Source organism: Chroococcus sp. FPU101, assembly GCF_017312365.1.
Taxonomy (GTDB): Bacteria; Cyanobacteriota; Cyanobacteriia; order Cyanobacteriales; family Microcystaceae; genus Chroococcus.
The window spans coordinates 90,291-107,148 of the sequence record NZ_BLJI01000006.1; the positions used below are offsets into that span (position 1 = coordinate 90,291).

A 16,858-nucleotide genomic window follows, 5' to 3' on the forward strand; every position below is an offset into this window, starting at 1 on the left:
AAGAGATAACTGCTATTTCTTTAACGAAATTATAAGGTTTGAGACACTTAGCTAACTAAAGTTAGCTTCAAAACACTTATTCTGTCGTTGCTTAAGCATTAAGTCTTTAAAACTAAGCAAATAAGTGTACTTTAAAGACTTATTTGGGTTCTTGGCAACTTTTGGTGATCCAATATGGCAGGATAGAAAAAAAGCCGTTAAACAGATAATTGATTACAGAACTACTTCAACACCTACTTCCAAATCAGCAATCTTTAGGGCTGGTAGACTGGGACTTTGACGAGAACGAGCATCAGGTTTTATTAACAATTGCCTCAGTTCAAACTGTAGTAGCCTGTCCTCTGTGTGGTCAAACAACTCATCGTATCCACAGTCATTATGAGCGAACGTTACAAGATCTGCGATGGGCAGACTATAGCGTGAAGTGGCAATTACAAGTTCGGAAGTTTTTCTGCCTCAACTCAGATTGCGAACGACGAATTTTTACCGAACGATTATCAGAAGTGACAGAGCCTTGGGCAAGACGAACTTGCCGTTTAGCCAAACAACTAAAAGCTATCGGACTAGCTTTAGGGGGAGCAGCAGGAGTACGTCTGAGCCGTCATCTAGGGATAAATTTGTGCCGAAACACAATACTGAACTTAATAGCCAAACTTCCCTTGCCATCGATTGTCGTACCTGAAGTTTTAGGAGTAGATGACTTTGCCTTTCGTAAACGTCAAAGTTATGGAACAATTTTGGTCGATTTAGAACAGCATCGACCCATAGCACTTCTTAAGGATCGTTCCTCAGCTACTTTAACCCAATGGTTGCAAGAGTATCAAGGGGTACAGGTGCTATCTCGTGATCGCTCGAAAGAATACAGACAGGGAATGACACAGGGTTCTCCAGAATCTATTCAGGTAGCTGATCGTTTTCATCTACTACACAATTTAACTGAAGTTTTGCAGCAGATATTTAGGGGACATCGTACCGAACTTAGGGCGTTAGAAACTACGCATCATTCCTTATCAGCTGACACTGGTCAAGAAACCCTGCTGATAGCTGAACCAATCAATATGGCTACCAAATGCCAAAAAGAACAAACTCAACAACGTCATCAGCAGCGTCTAGCTAACTATCAAAAAATTTGGCAGTTACACCAACAAGATTGGGCGATTCCTGTAATAGCCCAACGGGTAGGAGTCAGTTCACGCACAGTTAAACGTTATCTGCAAGCCTCTAATTTTCCTGAACGCCAGCCTCGTAGCGATCGAGGAAGTAAAATTCTCATTCCTTATAAAGATTATTTACTGCAACGTTGGAATGAAGGCATCCATCAGGTCACTAAGCTGTTTGAAGAAATACAACAACGAGGCTACAACGGAAGTTACATGACTCAAGCGCGTTTATGTACGGCAGTTACGTCAAGCTGAAGGTTTACCTTTACGACCAACACCAGTACGACGAACTGCCCTTCAGGTTGTCGAGCCTTCAAGGTCACCACTGACTCCTAATCAAGCTGCATGGTTAATTATAAAACAAATGGACAACTCTCAAACTAGCGATGAGCCAATTATTCGTTTGATGGAACAGCATCCAACGTTTGCCCCCGTTATCCGTTTAGCCAGGGACTTTGCTGATTTAATACGACAAAGGAAACCTGAAAAGTTTGATCTTTGGCTTGAACGAGCCATACAGAGTCAGATTCGTCCCTTCCAACGGTTTGCTGAAGGTTTAAAAGAAGATTATCAAGCCGTCAAATTTGCAATGACCTTAAATGTCAGTAACGGTCAGGTTGAAGGACAGATCAATCGGTTGAAGATGCTCAAACGGCAGATGTATGGTCGTGCTGGCCTTGACTTGTTGAGCCGTCGTTTTCTACTGGCTAACTAAAGAAAACTTGTTTCGGAGGTCAGCTTCACATACTCAATCTTGTTTTATTATTAAGGATCACCAAAAGTTGCCAAGAACCCAATTATCTCTTTAATGTGCATTAATGTACATTTACACAATACCTGAGCGTAGAGCCACAACTGCTATTTGAACACGATCATCTACTGCTAATTTATTCATAATTCCTCTAACGTGAGTTTTAATAGTATTAGGGCTAAGATAAAGTTTTTCGGCAATTTCATTATTACTTTTTCCTTCAACAATTAATTTTAAAACCTCGGTTTCTCTTTGTGATAATAAACTTATATTAGAATTAGGACGGCTGGTAGATGGTAATTTTAAATTATCAATGACAAGACGAGCAATTTGGGGATCTAAATATGCTGCACCATTAATTGCAGCATCAATCGCAGCCAGTAGACGCTCTAAAGAAGCACCTTTGATGCAATAAGCATCGGCTCCACTGGCTAGAGAAGCAATAACCTCGGTTTCTAGAGTATGAGAGGTTAAAATAACAATTCTTGTTTCGGGTAATTTTTCTCTAATCTGCTTGATCGCAGAGATTCCATCAAGCCTTTGTAATTCAAGATCCATAATGATTAAGTCTGGCTTGAGATTTAAGGCCATATTGACCCCGCTATAGCCATCCTCAGCTTGACCAATTACTTCAAATTTAGTATAGGAGTTTAGTGTTTTTTCTAAACCTAGTTGCATTAGAAGATCGTCTTCAATAATTAAAATACGCATCTTTTTAAAATAGTGAAGGAAAAAGCGGTATATTTCTTAATTCGCCTAAATTAGGATTTGGTAAATACTTTGTGAGAAAGAATTTGATTGTAAAAAAAAGTCCGAGCCATGTTGAAATAGCGATGTTTGGAACACTAATTACCAAAAAAATACAAAAACTAAATCTTAAATATAAATTAATAATTGCTATATTTGGTTGTTGCTTTCGTGTTTCTTTATTCTTTATATCATGATTGTTTTAAATTTTTAATATTTTTTAGATTTGTTACACTTATTTGCTCTAAATTAATTATTTTTATAAAAGATAAAACTTAGTTGCTTTCCAGTTTAAAAGCGTCAAACTATTCGCTCAAAGGGAAATGATTTTATGAGCAATAACAGGGCTGGGAATTTACTTGACTAGATTGTTGCCCTGAGTCAGCCTTACTATGTGGAGTTTGATAATTATGATAAATAGTCAAATGACACAAATTTTTGAGCTAATTTTGACAATTTTAAGGTTTAGATTTTGACCGCGACTAAACGGTCATCGGTACACTGCCCTTGTTTTCTCAGTGTACCGATGACTCGTGGATAAAAAGTCAGCCGCTTCTCCCCGACTTTCAATGTGCGTTTATGTACCGAGAGAAACGACTCGCCTTTAAAAAGCTCTTCGGTCGGCGGTCGGTGTACTGGTTGACTTTTGTTTTGAGATAACCTAAAAAACACTTAAAATAAAAGAAAGTAAACTAATCGATTCAAGGTAAAAGGAAAGAGTGAAAATGGAAGATGAAGTTAAAACCGTTGAAAAAGGCAGTCAAATTTTGCAACAACACGATGAATGGCTAACTCAACATTTAGATGAACTGATTGAGCAGTATCCAGGAAAAGTTGTTGCTATCTCGTCAGGAAAAATTGTTAAAGTCGGAGAAACATATCAAGAAGTGTATCAAGCCTTTATTTCATCAAATGTAGAATGGATGCCAATGGTCATTTCAGTGCCATATCCTGACGAAGTTCAAGAATTTTTACTTTAAAATCAATGACGATTACTCGGTTTCCTTACAAAAGAATCAGAGGAATAGATCAGCCAATTATACCGATCGGACTTGAATTGAATGGCTTATGGCTTCCTTTAGAAGTTTACATCGATACAGGTGCAGAATACACAGTAATTGAATCCAAAATAGCTAAAAGTATCGGATTTGATTATCGTCAAGGAAAAAGGATTTATTTAAAAGTGGGAAACGGCAGTTTGATTACTGTTTACTTAAACCGTTTAAATCTTCAGTTAGGAAAAACTCGTTTATCATGTCGAGTCGGTTTTTCTGACCAGTTAAACGTCAATTATAATATTTTAGGAAAAGTTGATATTTTTGAGAAATTTAAAGTTTGCTTTGCTCAAGCTGAAAGAATGATTACTTTTGAGAAAATTATGGAGACAAGCTAAAAGTAATAAATGAGATAGAGTCAAAGTAAGAGTTAAGCCAAAAAATTGTAAAATTAGAGCAGATAAAATTAAAAATGACTTTAAAAATCGTCAGTGTTAAGAAAAAAGAATTATTAATCCCAGAGGGGGTTGAAGAAAGACAATCAGTTAGTACATTAGAAATCTCGCTATTGTCAGTTGAAGAAAATTCACCAGTCAATGAACAGTCAAACACATCAAACGAACCTGAAACAGAATCATCTGTTTCCTCAACAGAATCCGCCTTTTTTCAAGCCATTGGGATGATTAAAGCTGATTCGGTCAAACTGGTAGAAAAACGGCTGGTCGTTACCATTGGAGAAAAAGAATACAGAGGATATGTTAAAGCTAAACAATTTCCTGCGTTGTGTCGGTTTTTAGAGGAACATGGTGAGAAGCCGCTATATCTAAAAGTGTATCCAAAGACCTTCATGGCCCCCTCTCATCCATTGGAATTACAGGGGTGGCAGATTATCGCATGGAGGACAGACTTACCCGAAAACGAGAAAGTCAATCAGTTTGTCATCAAGGGTGTCTGGCAATTCGTTCCTCAGTCAAGAACGCCTGTGATCACCATTTACCGTAATCATCAATCTAACGATCCTACAGGAAGATACAAAGCGGCTCATTTACCAATTGTAATGAGAAGGGATGATTACCAGCCATTTCGGTTTAACCCAAAATCTACTGAGCAATCGTTACGGTATTTCATTCAAGGATTGTTTCGATTTGACTCAACAAGAAACTGTTTTCTGTGGAAATCCGATTTAGCCTCACCAACTGAGCGTATCCCACGCTATCGTAAACCTTGTAAAGAGCCGCCTGTAGTAACAACAGAACAATATACCGACAAAAACAACAAGAAAGAAGAAAAAACGTCAGAAATAAAAGAAATCGTTTCAGAAATCATTAATATTATGTTAGACGGTAAAACACCAGAGCTATCAATAAAATTCAGCCAGAAGCCCGAATTACCAGCACAAGGGAAAACGGTTAATCTTCAGATTACGGGTGAGAATGGGATTATCGTCAAAGCGACGATAGCCCGTAAGACACTAGCTAAACAAGTTGAGAAAATGGAAAGCTTTGAGAATTGGATAGCGGTGCTGTCAGGGAAGATGGTAGCGATTAATCCTGATGGGGTAGTGGAACTAGAGGGTGCAGGAATTAATGTGTTTGAAAAGAAAGCTAAGGCTGAAGAGGAAGTCAAATGACAAATTCGAGTGCTGTCCCTTAAAATTTGCCATGAAACGACACTCGAATAAAAAAGTTTTAGGAGCCAATGACTTTTTTAACAACAAGGAGTGTTAAATCAATCAGTGTACTAAATAAGTCTCTTTAATAAATTAGCATTATTCACTTATTTATAGCAAGGAAAAATATTAATTTTTGAATTAATTTAGGAATGCTAATATTAGAAGTAATAGCCTTAATAGTAGTATAAATCAACTGATAGCAATCTATAGTGGTCAAACCGTACCTCTCAAATGAAACGTTATAGAAAGAGTTTATTAGATGATGCGATTTTCATTTTTCAGACATTAATTACAGATGTCTTAGAAGTCGGACTGGGATGGGTTATGATGTTAGTTTTGACTAAAGGAAAACCAAGTGAGGCAATTATTATTTTGAGTTTTGTGATTGGAACAATTTATGTAGCGTGGCGTAATGTTAGAAGGATGGAAAGCAGATGATTTATCTTTTTGAGACACCTGAAATAGCGGCTAAGGTTGGTATCTCATTTCAAGAAAAATACGATGGTTTTAACGGAGTTAATTTTGGTGCCGAATGGAGCGATCGCAAGGAACTTTACTACCAATTGAATAGCTTGGGATATTTAACCACTCACTTTTGATAAACTCTCGCTTTTTAAAGTAGAGAACAATAGCTCATAATCCAAAAAAAAGACCTAAGAATATTTGTAAACTCTTAGTAACTAACTCAAAACTATTCATAAAATTATTTAGCAGATTATTCACAAATTAAGACTTTTTTATTCAGTTAGAATTATTATTGTAAATAGGGCAAGTAAGGTATTACTTATTTCACTACCTAGAAAATAATAGTCTACATAGCTTACTAAAATAAGCCACATTACTAAACCGATTAAACTAAAAATTATAAGAATTGCACTATAGGGAATCAGCAACCATAGATATCGTACAATAGGAGGTGCTGTAACTGATTTTAAATAATCTTGAGCTATCTTGGTATGTGCGATCTAATGAGAGATTTCTAAAAATTGATCGATAGTTGGATTAGCATTTAATTGTCTAAAATTATTTTTAAGGTCAATATATTCCTGATTTAGAGGGTACTGAAACTGTTCTAGACAATTCAGTGTTTTTGAGAGTTGGCTGCTTTTGGAGCTTAGAGTACGATGAGTGATAAATTCAGCTAAATAAGCAGTGCAGTTTTTCTTATGGGGTATGTAAGGAAGGGAAAGTAAACGATCAGGTTTAATCAGATAAGTACCGATGATTAATCCGATTGAGAGTGTGATACTTAGAGTAAGTAAACCTAAAACTAGGAGAAGCTGCTTTAGATAAAGTTTCTGTTGTTCGTTTAAATGAGGCATAAAGGTTTAAGATTTTCTGATTTACAAATTATTTATCCAAAACCTATGGCTGTTTTAGGGATTGTCTTTTTCGGAAAGCGTGGTGCATTTTGTCGATGTTTTCGATATAAAATTTCAGCTTGTTCAAAGCAAATTTTTAAAGTCTGAATGATTTCTGAAACTTCAGCTATTGTTTTGTCGGGTGGGAAAACAAGTCTTTGTGATTTCAGACGTTGCTCTAATTCTACAATGTATTCTTTAAGTTTGGTAGTTTTACCATTATAAAATGTAACTTCATTTTGATAAAGGAACTGATGATAATATTCTATTAATTGCTCAAAAAGTTTATGATTTGCTTTGATTTTTTTTCTTTTTTGTTGAAGTAAGGGCGCAACAACTTGATTTTCAATTTCAATGAGTTTTTTGTATTGTTTGATTAGAATAGATATATTATTAAGTTCCCCATGATAAATATCTAGATATTTTATTCCATAGTCGAGGCAGCGTATTGATTTTCTCCAGTATGGATGAACTTGACCAACAATCGGAACTAAATTTAAACATAGATTCTTTTCAGTAATGGATCTGATATAAACTGATTCTTCAGTTTTCTCAAAATACGATAATTCTTCTTCTTTTAAGTCAGTGAAGAGCCAAACATGATCAATCTTAACTGTTTTTCCTTCACCATACAGAGCTACTTCACAGTTTTTTAAACATAGATGTAGATGCTGATTAGAGTTATATTTTTTACGGTCTATTTGACCTAGTACGAGAACCGTTTTTTGATTCCACTTTTCAAGGCATTGTCTTTTCATCTTTAATAAAGGAAATTTTTGAGTGCAGAAAGCTTTTAACGTATCAATTTTAAAAAAAGGAATTCGTCTTTTGAATTTGTTTTGAAAGAAAAGAGTCTAGCTAGTTAAGCTTATTTTTCTTGAAATTCCAAAAAGCAATAATTTGTAGATGTTTGATCCGACATTTAATTGTTTTTTGTTTAAAGTTAATTACGTGATAATGATACTTATGAGAAGTAGGTGCATTATTGATGGATTTAAGATGGCTTAAAGAACCGATTTTTTTTTATTTCTTTGAGCCAGCTTTTACCACATTTTTGTGAGTTAAAGCTGAAATAAGTTTGAAAATAAGTCTGATATTCATCTAAATCATAACAAACTTCATTTGATAAGTAAATTCTTTTAATCTGACTCCATTCTAATATTTCTACATTGTTTAAAAAGTAATTATTACTTAATTAATAGGTTGATCTAGAGTCAGATTAATATTGATTAAAGTGGCAAATTCGGATGGGCGATTAAAGCGGTGAACTAGCCGCTCATGAATTTTGTATCCCTGTAGTCCTTCTGTTTTCAAGCTAAGAGTCAAATAGTCTGATATTGCCTGATTCCAGGCTGAATTGAAATCTTCGTCCAGCCAAGTTTTTTCGATGAGTGATGAAGATTTAATAAATACCGATTTGAGAAAAGCATCGGTATTTTCTTTGAGATAATCAGCTAGTAATGGTGGCTGATTATTGATTAGCCAAGCACCTGCTAATATTCTTAGTTGAAGTTTGTCTAAGTGATTTGCTGCTGCTGCGAGTTCCTTAAGGGTTGGAAATTCGACTAAACAGGCAAATGGTACACCAGGAAAATTAGAGTATGAAAAAATGTAACTGGATTCAGGATTAACTAAATGATAGCTTCCCTGTGAATCAATCTCTTTTAGGAAAAATAAAGATTTCTGTAGGATATTGATGTCATTGTTGATTAATATTGTCGTTCCTTTAGGAATTAAAACAATTGTTTTTTGAGGAATTAATTGGTCTAAAGGAGTAATTGACAAAGGTTTTAAATCCTCATAAGGATAAGAAAACTTTCTTTCTATCTCTGTTGAGTTATTTTTCCACCAAGCAATAGTAATAAATCTTCTATTATACTGATCGTAGCTATTTTTGAGAACGATTCCAAAACTATTTTTAGCTTTGACTAGAGTATGTTTTTCAAAAGGAGCAAATTTTGTATTTCCTTTATTGTGCTGAGAATAGACTAAGATAGCTTGTATCTTTTGAGGAAGAGAATTATTTTGTGCCTGTAAAGTTTGTTCTTGAAGGTTTGAAAGGTGTGAAGAGTTCATTTTTAAAAACTTTTGGTTTTTTAAGATAAATTAAAAAGTGAGCGATTTTGAAGAGATCCGCCCTCGAACGGCGGTAAGTATTAACGAATATGGCATTTTCCTTGTTTTGTACTCCCTAGCCTTTTCTTACAGATTGTTTCAATTCCTAATAAGGATTCCGATGAATTAAAACGTTAATTATTTAATTATCGAGAGCAGCGATCCGCACTAATGACTCATTGATCCAGTAGACATCTAAGAGTTATAAAGTTATTTTCAATAGCATCCATCAATTAGGCGATGTGATCATTCTGTTGTTTTTGGTAAAGTAGCTATAATCTTTAAGAACTGTGAGACAAATGATGAATTCTGAAGTGAATGAGCCAAAACAAGGACATTTTGATAATCCTTTAGTTGAGAATATTTATGATACCAGTAATTTAGCCGATACTGCTTTTACCGATAGTCAAGGAAATGCTAACCCAAAGTTATTGACTTCCCCCGAAATACAGGAGCAGGTGCGGAAGGAAAAGGAACAGACCCAACTAGAGATGGATTAGATTTAATACTCCTGTTTATTGAAAAAAGACCCCGTTTTGTTTTGCTTTTTATCCTAGCTTTGTTTTGGGGAATGACTTTGGGATCTTTTTTCAATTGGCTGATGTGGTTTTGGCGACTTTAGATATCGATTTCTAAATTAAAGTCTGCATCTTGTGTTGTTTCTGGTGCGGGAGGTAGAGCTTTAAGTTCAGCTACTGGGTGTTGTGCGTAACAGCCTAGAGTGGTGTGGTGAGTTTCTATCAACTCAACATGAGATGGCCGTCCTAGAAATAAATATCCCCAATTTTCGAGATTTGGTTCTGTTCGTAAAATACTTTTACAGCAGGTACTTTTATTATTTCCTTCACCTTCTTTTACAGGAATAAAGTTGATGGGCATAATACAGTGAGATCGCCATTGATCGCTTTTGGGTGAATATTTTCGGTTTAGTGCTTTAGCAAAAGTTCTTTCAAATTTAGAGTAGAAACTTTCGCAAGCGGCATTAAAACTCCATAAAGCGACATTGCGAAATCGAATGCTAAATGGAATGTTGTGAAGGGGTTGTTGAGCTTCATCTAATAAGACAATAGCATGATCTGAGCAAACATCCATTGTCAATTTGTTAAGTATTGCTCGGTCTGTTTTGTAAAGACCGACAATTGTTCCTGCTTTTTCTCCGTTTTTAGTTTTGTCATTTTTATATCGAATATAGGGAGGAGTTTTTGCTAGTACGATTAGGTTAACCTGTTCTAGAAATAAGCCCTTGATGGGTTCGCTTAAATCGGTATGAACAATTAAATCTAGCTGATCAATAGGTTCAACCCAGTCGGATTTTTCAATTTGTTCTATAGGAAGTAGTAACCCTGCTGTGATCTTATTTTTTTCGCATCTTTCATTAATAATTAACCCATAAGGTAGATTTGGCATTCTGATTTCATTATGGGTGTCTTCTAAAAGAAATTCATCAATTGCAATCTCTGTTCTAGTCATGGTAAGCGTGGTTTTTGTTAAAAAAAGTTTCTTTTTTTTTACGCCGATAGGCGTATTCGTTTCTAAAATTCCTCTTAACTCATCATTTGCGGGTTTAGCTCAAAAGCTGCTGACTCCAGATATGCTGTTAATGGTGGGCGTTCTTCTATTTCTATTTTTGTTATCTTCTTTAGCTGGAAAAAAGCGCGGTCAGTTGACTTCAGCTAGGATGGCTAATAAATGGGATAAGGTTAGAGCAACTCATTTATCATTTCAGCATCTTCGTTCTTGTAAAAAGAAGTGTTATCCCAATGTGTTGTGGGTTGGTACTCCTCAGTATTGGTGGGGTGGTAAATTAGGATCTTTTGGTGCGGTTATTCAAACTTTTTTAGGAAAAAGTCCGACGGTCTGGTTTCCCTTCGCAGGTCGTGGGATTCTCGCTTTGGGGATTCCTGGAAGTGGTAAAACTTTCTCTTTAATTGATCGTTTGTATGAAAGTGTTTGGCGACAAGGATTTGCAGGTTTAGTATATGACAAGAAAGGTGATCAACTTGAGCTTCATGCTTCTTTGGCTGCTCGATATGGATATCAACAGATTAATGTTTTAGCACCTGGTTATCCTTATAGTGGAGTATTGAATCCGCTTGATGCTGTTCGAGATTGTCATGATACAACAATGGCTTTCGAGTTAGGCAAAATTTTAAATGACAATCGTAAAAAAGGAGATGGGAAGGAACATGATTTTTTCTCTCAAGCTGGTGCGATGGTTGCATCTGGATTAATCTTGCTGGCTAAAAGTAGTCCTTATCCAGATCTAGCTATGGTTTATGCTTTCCTACAGCTTCCGAATTTTGTTGAGCGTATTTATCAGTCTGTTAATCGTCCTCCAAATCATCCAAAGAAAATGGATTTATGGATTGCACCACTGTTTTCACAAATGCTTTCTTCAAAAGATGCAGAAAAAACGGTTGCAGGGATTAAAGCAACTGCTGAAGCAACGTATATTGCTTTTATTCAAAAAGATCTGCTGCCCTGTTTTATTGGACGTAGTAATTTTAATCTAAAAATGAATGAAAAGGAGCTAGTTTTTTTTCAGTTAGATGATAAGCGTCGTAATGTCATCGCGCCGCTTCTTGCTATGTGTATTCATCTCTGCGTTGTTGAAAATTTGTCGAGTAAGCGTAAAACTCCTTTTTTATATGGTTTGGACGAGTTGCCCTCTTTAGGCCGTCTTCCTCAAATTCAAGATTATATTATGGAGTATCGCAGTAATGGTGGTCTTCCGATTTTGGGCGTTCAAGCTTTGTCTCAATTGTATACTCGCTATGGTGAAAATGATGGAAGTGCGATCGCTAATGGTCTAGCCCATCATGTTTTATTTAATCCAGGCGACTCAAAAACGGCTGAAATTTATAGTAAACGCTATGGAGAGACAGAAGTTTTAGTAAAATCTCAAAGTACAGGTATTAGTCAAGGTCAAGGTTCGGGAAATCGTTCAACTAATTTTAGTGAACAGTGGCAACGAAAGCCTCTGATTTCGGTGGATCAGATTTTACGTTTTCCTGAAGGTCGTTGTGTTATTACTGCTTCTGCTTATGGTGATAATAACGATGGCTTTCGTCCTTATTTGTTAAAGATTCCTGTTCCTCCTCAAGATGAAGTTCGGGCTAGAGAATCCGTTGAGATTTGGCATTCTTCAATACGTCCTCAATTAGAGCAGCGAACTAAGGAGAATTTACGCGATTTAGATCTTGATAATGCTATTGAAAAAAGAATTCAGATGGCTTATTCAATGCTTCCTTTACCTGAAGAACCTGATTTTGATCGGATAACTTCTGATTCGCCTTTGGGTATAGATTTACAAAATAAAATGGCTGCTCTTGATTTTAAAACTGATGATTGATTCTTGATCTACTTTGAATAATTATGTATTATACTGTTGCCTTGCACTTTCTTGATTTCGTAGTAGCGACAAAGGTTTCAGTTACTTAACTTTAAAACGTCAGTTATTAGTGTTATTTGAAAGTTTATTTTATTTAATTATTAAAATTAACAAGTTTTTAATTATGTTAATTAATAGAATTCAATTTTGATTTTAAAGTTGATGTTAAAATTATTGTGAATTATGAACAAGTTTCGTGTAGCTAATAATGATAAAAGACTTAAATATAATTGAGCAATTTATTTAGAAATTAATTAAGTATAACTACCCTATTTTATTAATATACGCATTAAAGTTTTCTAAATTTTTATGTTGAGGTTTCAATAAACCTTTTTTTTTAGCTATGTCTACTAAATCAAAACGTGTAGCAGTATGTACTTTTAATTTTTTCTTAATTCTATTTAAAGTTCCTTTAATATTATTCTCACTTGTATTTGTTGCTATTGCTATTTCTTTATTGCTTAATCCTTCTTCAACTTTTAATAGCACATTAGATTCAGTTTGATTTAAGCTTTTTTCTTTTAAGTTGCATTCATATTGAAAATAAGTTTGTTTTTCAGTTTTATAAAATGGATTGATTTTGTAGTCTAACCATAAACCACCCTGACAGACACTTTTTATAGCTAGAGTAAGTCGTTCACTATTGATTCCTTTTAAGCAGTAACCATTAGCACCTGCGGATAATGCTAGGCTAATTGTTGTGTTATCTTGATAGCTGCTTAAAACCAGAACTGGAAGACTGGGTAGAAGCTCTTTTAAAGTTTTAATAACTTCTAACCCATTTTTTTCATTTAAGTTGATTAAATCTAGAATAACGATATCTGGTAGATAAGTGAGAGACATTTCAATTAACTTTTTTCCATTATCGGTCAAGCCAATTAAGTTTAAGCTTGGATTACGCTCAATATAAGCTTTTAAGCCAATTTGGATTAAAGGATCGTTTTCAGCAATTAAAATGTTAATAATTGTGGTATTCATATTCTACTTGAATGAACTCTTTCTAAATCTTCTAATTTGATGATTTGAACACTTCCTGTATTTCCTAATATATTTTCTTCAAGAATTGGAGTGAAATAAACTACCTCTGTACTAGGATTATAAGTTTCTACTAAGTATTTAAGGAGATTTTGACATTCCATTATTTTATTTACTGGGACATACGCTTTTTCGGTTAAGTGACAAAAAACTCCACGATTATAGACTTGATAGCAATGTTTAATTAAATCGGCTATTGTTAAATCTAATTGATAATGATTTGAGAGTAAAATTTTTTGTTTTTGGGTAATGATGGTCGTAATAATTAGTTTTTCATTTTTAGTTATTAAAGAATCTAAAACTTTATATTTTGGTTTGCCCCATTTTGGGTCTAACTGTTTTCTTCTTTTCGCTTCTCCCATAATCATTTACTTGAATCATTAATAATTTTTAGCTGCTTAATTTTTGCTAATCATAGTTTAGCAAAAAAAAATCTTATTTCTTCTCTCTTTTTGGTAAATTTCTGTAAATCTTTTCTTTAAAAATAGTCCAACTTTTTATATTTCTATTTCATTATTGATACAGGGGGTGGACATAAAGTTTTTGATCCAACGTTCAAAAATGAGAGATCGTCTATCGGGGTCTAACGTCTGCATTCGATAAACTCGTTGGCGATTTTCTGGGGAACCAAAACGTCCTAAATAAGACATTTTCAAGCCTAAAAGTCCTAAAAGTCGTTGAGCCACTGCAATCGGTGTGTCTTTTTCAGGATTAATATTCATGCCTAATATACTTTTAATCTGACTTCTAGGAATCGGTTGCGAGATTTTCTCAAACCATTCTTTAAGTGATTGAGTTGTGAATTCTTGCTCAAGATCAAAAAACTGTGCAATATTTAGTAATTTCAATGCACCTATTTTAATTGAAAGGAGCGAACTGTTGAGATCAGGCTTAAATAGTTCTCCCTCTCCTCCTTCAAGTATCTGTTGTAGGGTTTTACGATCACGTTCACTAAGTTGGTCTTGTCCAACGCTAAGAAAATAATGCAGTCGGATTTTTTTATACCAACCCTCATCGTCTTTGACAATCAGATCGCTTGTGATATTTTCGGTTAGATACCGCCGAACTAAACGACCTTTCTTAAGTTTGAGCAATTCTTCCTCGGTTTTAGCTCTTTTTTCTGATAATTCATCAAATTCTACGTCAGTTGGATTATCGCAGACACTAACTTTCTGGCAATGCTTTGTATAGTTTTCATCCCTTGATAAAGTAATTTCTTCTTTAATCTGAACTGCATTATTGTCATTAGGACTAAAAGGGATAACGTCATATCCCATTGTCGTTAATTTCTTGAGGATCTGTTCACGGAAAGCTCGACATGAATAGTTTAAGACACAAGCTCGTTTGGCCCAAGCAAGTAGTGAGGGCGATAGACCTGCGTATTCGTCGTTTTCTTCGACATATTTCACTCCATCAAATTCATGAAATCCAGCATGAAGCATCAATTGAATATTCGTTTGGGCGATTTTATGAGTTGAAGCGAGTAAGGTTCTAACATCGATGCTACCGCTACCAATCCGATTTGGGCTGAAACCTTTAAGCCAAATGTAACGTGGAATGTCATCTCTAACTCGTTCAATTCCCTGACAGACCGCATCAACTGTTTGAACGCCGTGAGAAATAACCCAAACTGAAGAAAAGTGTTGAATGTCGATGCTGACCCCTGTTTCAATAGTTGGACTTGCAATTACAATGTCATAGTTTAATAGCATTTCATTTAATTGTCCCATGCAACCATAAGCTTTGTGATATGGGTCGGCTACACTTTCGCTGTCGATTCTTAAAATTTTAAGATGGGGGAAACGTTTACGCAGGTCGTACTCTAGGTTGCGAGTTCCGTATTTGCTACGGTGTTTCTGTCCATCGGTTAGGATAAATGGTTTTTCACCTTTAAAAACTGCTTTAATTAACTCACTCAGCAGTGATGAAGGGTCATTACCTGTAAACTGATAACATTTCCTTTTTCCAGTATTGGGAATGCTTGTATTATTAACAATCCAAGTTGGGGCATAGAAACCAGCTAATGATTTAACGTAATTGATGGCAATCGGACTAAGATCCGCATCAGCTAAGTAGACACGTCCACCAGTGCTAAGGGTAATTTGAATTAGTTTTTTTAAGGTTTTTAAAATAGCAACTCGGTTTTTCAAACAAGTTTGACCATTCAAGAGATGCCAGAAAACCTGTTCAGCTTCATCGATGATGACCGATGCACCTTCCCAAGAGTGTGGGTTAAATGGTGGGTTAGCACGTTCGTGAAGGGAATCGACACAAAGAGTGTAACCGAGAATTCCTTTTGTGTCTGAGTGATAGACCTCAGTGCGATAATCAATTCCGAATCGTTCAGCTAACGCGATCGCCAGTTGTTCTCGATGCACGATGACAACTACTTTTTCCCCACGCTCAATCATTGGTTCAATTAACTTCGCCAACCATTCGGTTTTTCCTGTTCCTTGAATCGATCTAATTCCAATGATTTTTGCATTTTTAGGTGGGATGAGGAAGGAAGGCAAATATCGTTCATTAATGGTTAAATCGATGAGCGGTGTAAGATCTAGCAATTCGGTTAGCTGATACTCCTCGATTGCTAATCGAGACAGATAGCAACTTGAGAAGTATTCATGTCCTTTAAGCGCAATTAGGTCATCAACTCCTTTTTCTTCTGATGTCCAAGTGATTACAGAAACTTTACACCCAAAAGCAGATAGTAATTTACCTGTTTTAGTAATTGCACCTCTAACGTTTTGAGCCGTTTTAGGTTTTGGATCATGATCGAAACAAAAACTGATTTCCCTCTCTTGAGTGGCGAAAACTTCTAATTGGGGAATGAGATAGGGTAGACCGATCACATTACCAAAATTGTCTTTGGGTTGACGGTAGCCATTCCAAATCCCAGGCAGAGCGATCGTACAATAACCAGCACTTAGTAAAGAAGCGGCTTTTTTGGCTCCTTCGGTCAGAATGATTGGGACTAGATTAGCTTTAACAAACTGCCAAAATCCAAGATCTTCAAACTTCAAAAACGTCTCAGTAGAGGTTATACCAATTAAGGCCGCTATCCGTTTTAAGTAAGCATCTTCTAACCCACATAAGGTAGCGATCTTTAACCCGATCTCCCACGTAACTCTAAGAAAGAATGCTTCAGTAGGAACCTTTGGCGGGTGTTCATATTTAATTGGTTTACCGTTTTCAGAGTTAATTCTTGGCTTGTCTGGTTTAAAACAACCCCAAAGGCTTTCAGAACCCGTAATTGGATTAATTGTGCCACAATACCACCCGCCTTCTTCTAGATGCTCGTATCGCTTGAGATAATTATCACTCAAGCGTCCTGTATTACGGCGAGGCAATTGATCACTGTAAAGAAGTTCATCGTATCCTTGCGTTCCTGTCAGAGATTTCAGGTTTAGGGAAATGAGTTCTGGGGCGATCGCACTGTCTACCCATTCTTGGAAATGAGTGGGATGAATCATGATTCACCTCCAGCCCATATGCTCGATTGCTCGTGAGAAACAATTTTTGTATGCTTAGTTTTTTTCTCTGTCGGTAAATAAAGATTAACTTTTACTCTTTCAGGATAATTATGCCATTTTAGGCAAGATGAGCAGTAATAAGCTTCAAAACCTAGAATTGA

General features: G+C 35.6%; 17 protein-coding genes. 9 read left to right on the forward strand and 8 right to left on the reverse strand.

The features are described 5' to 3' along the window. Positions 1-209: 209 nt before the first annotated feature. Together CFPU101_RS08405 and CFPU101_RS08410 are read left to right on the forward strand one after the other, a co-directional pair. On the forward strand, positions 210-1,415 hold the full coding sequence (locus CFPU101_RS08405) for an ISL3 family transposase (protein ID WP_206814909.1): 1,206 nt from the start codon (positions 210-212) through the stop codon (positions 1,413-1,415). Positions 1,416-1,485: 70 nt separating this feature from the next. Continuing rightward, the gene (locus CFPU101_RS08410; RefSeq protein WP_277988739.1) at positions 1,486-1,875 is read left to right on the forward strand and encodes a transposase; all 390 of its coding nucleotides are present in this window, start codon (positions 1,486-1,488) and stop codon (positions 1,873-1,875) included. A gap of 111 nt (positions 1,876-1,986) precedes the next feature. Here CFPU101_RS08410 and CFPU101_RS08415 read toward each other — a convergent pair whose 3' ends face one another. Then, the gene (locus CFPU101_RS08415) at positions 1,987-2,622 is read right to left on the reverse strand and encodes a response regulator transcription factor (RefSeq protein ID WP_206814911.1); all 636 of its coding nucleotides are present in this window, start codon (positions 2,620-2,622) and stop codon (positions 1,987-1,989) included. 761 nt (positions 2,623-3,383) lie between these two features. On the opposite strand from CFPU101_RS08415, the gene CFPU101_RS08420 reads away from it, so the two are divergent. The 5 genes from CFPU101_RS08420 to CFPU101_RS08440 all read left to right on the forward strand — a co-directional run bounded on the left by CFPU101_RS08420 (position 3,384) and on the right by CFPU101_RS08440 (position 5,924). Beyond that, entirely contained in the window at positions 3,384-3,638 is a 255-nt protein-coding gene (locus CFPU101_RS08420; protein ID WP_206814912.1) for a DUF5678 domain-containing protein, read from the forward strand. Positions 3,639-3,643: 5 nt separating this feature from the next. Next, entirely contained in the window at positions 3,644-4,051 is a 408-nt protein-coding gene (locus tag CFPU101_RS08425) for an aspartyl protease family protein (protein ID WP_206814913.1), read from the forward strand. A gap of 74 nt (positions 4,052-4,125) precedes the next feature. Continuing rightward, positions 4,126-5,283: a hypothetical protein gene (locus CFPU101_RS08430; protein ID WP_206814914.1), complete on the forward strand. Its 1,158-nt coding sequence runs from the start codon at positions 4,126-4,128 to the stop codon at positions 5,281-5,283. A gap of 273 nt (positions 5,284-5,556) precedes the next feature. Next, entirely contained in the window at positions 5,557-5,763 is a 207-nt protein-coding gene (locus CFPU101_RS08435) for a hypothetical protein (protein ID WP_206814915.1), read from the forward strand. Then, entirely contained in the window at positions 5,760-5,924 is a 165-nt protein-coding gene (locus tag CFPU101_RS08440; protein WP_206814916.1) for a hypothetical protein, read from the forward strand. The genes CFPU101_RS08435 and CFPU101_RS08440 overlap by 4 nt, the downstream gene beginning before the upstream one ends. A gap of 366 nt (positions 5,925-6,290) precedes the next feature. Here the strand turns inward: CFPU101_RS08440 and CFPU101_RS08445 are convergent, their stop codons facing one another. The 3 genes from CFPU101_RS08445 to CFPU101_RS08455 all read right to left on the reverse strand — a co-directional run bounded on the left by CFPU101_RS08445 (position 6,291) and on the right by CFPU101_RS08455 (position 8,762). Further along, a complete protein-coding gene (locus CFPU101_RS08445; protein ID WP_206814917.1) occupies positions 6,291-6,647 on the reverse strand; it encodes a hypothetical protein in 357 nt (118 codons plus the stop codon). 32 nt (positions 6,648-6,679) lie between these two features. Further along, a complete protein-coding gene (locus tag CFPU101_RS08450) occupies positions 6,680-7,444 on the reverse strand; it encodes a hypothetical protein (protein WP_206814918.1) in 765 nt (254 codons plus the stop codon). Between the two features lie 433 nt (positions 7,445-7,877). Further along, complete coding sequence (locus CFPU101_RS08455; protein ID WP_206814919.1) at positions 7,878-8,762, reverse strand: hypothetical protein; 885 nt, start codon at positions 8,760-8,762, stop codon at positions 7,878-7,880. A 338-nt stretch (positions 8,763-9,100) separates the two neighbouring features. On the opposite strand from CFPU101_RS08455, the gene CFPU101_RS08460 reads away from it, so the two are divergent. Beyond that, entirely contained in the window at positions 9,101-9,301 is a 201-nt protein-coding gene (locus tag CFPU101_RS08460; RefSeq protein WP_206814920.1) for a hypothetical protein, read from the forward strand. A gap of 118 nt (positions 9,302-9,419) precedes the next feature. On the opposite strand, the gene CFPU101_RS08465 is transcribed toward CFPU101_RS08460, so the two are convergent. Further along, positions 9,420-10,271 carry a DUF5895 domain-containing protein gene (locus CFPU101_RS08465; protein WP_206814921.1) on the reverse strand — a complete coding sequence of 284 codons (852 nt, stop codon included), beginning with the start codon at positions 10,269-10,271 and terminating at the stop codon, positions 9,420-9,422. Here CFPU101_RS08465 and CFPU101_RS08470 point away from each other — a divergent pair. Beyond that, positions 10,270-12,153: a type IV secretory system conjugative DNA transfer family protein gene (locus tag CFPU101_RS08470; RefSeq protein WP_206814922.1), complete on the forward strand. Its 1,884-nt coding sequence runs from the start codon at positions 10,270-10,272 to the stop codon at positions 12,151-12,153. The two genes, CFPU101_RS08465 and CFPU101_RS08470, sit on opposite strands and share 2 nt — an antisense overlap. A gap of 303 nt (positions 12,154-12,456) precedes the next feature. Here the strand turns inward: CFPU101_RS08470 and CFPU101_RS08475 are convergent, their stop codons facing one another. The 3 genes from CFPU101_RS08475 to CFPU101_RS08485 all read right to left on the reverse strand — a co-directional run bounded on the left by CFPU101_RS08475 (position 12,457) and on the right by CFPU101_RS08485 (position 16,697). After that, positions 12,457-13,170 (reverse strand): response regulator transcription factor, encoded by a 714-nt coding sequence (locus CFPU101_RS08475; protein WP_206814923.1) that lies wholly within the window; start codon positions 13,168-13,170, stop codon positions 12,457-12,459. After that, positions 13,167-13,589 carry a hypothetical protein gene (locus CFPU101_RS08480; protein ID WP_206814924.1) on the reverse strand — a complete coding sequence of 141 codons (423 nt, stop codon included), beginning with the start codon at positions 13,587-13,589 and terminating at the stop codon, positions 13,167-13,169. Before CFPU101_RS08480 ends, CFPU101_RS08475 begins: the two co-directional genes overlap by 4 nt. A gap of 135 nt (positions 13,590-13,724) precedes the next feature. Next, positions 13,725-16,697 carry a plasmid replication protein, CyRepA1 family gene (locus CFPU101_RS08485; RefSeq protein ID WP_206814925.1) on the reverse strand — a complete coding sequence of 991 codons (2,973 nt, stop codon included), beginning with the start codon at positions 16,695-16,697 and terminating at the stop codon, positions 13,725-13,727. Between the last annotated feature and the right edge of the window lie 161 nt (positions 16,698-16,858).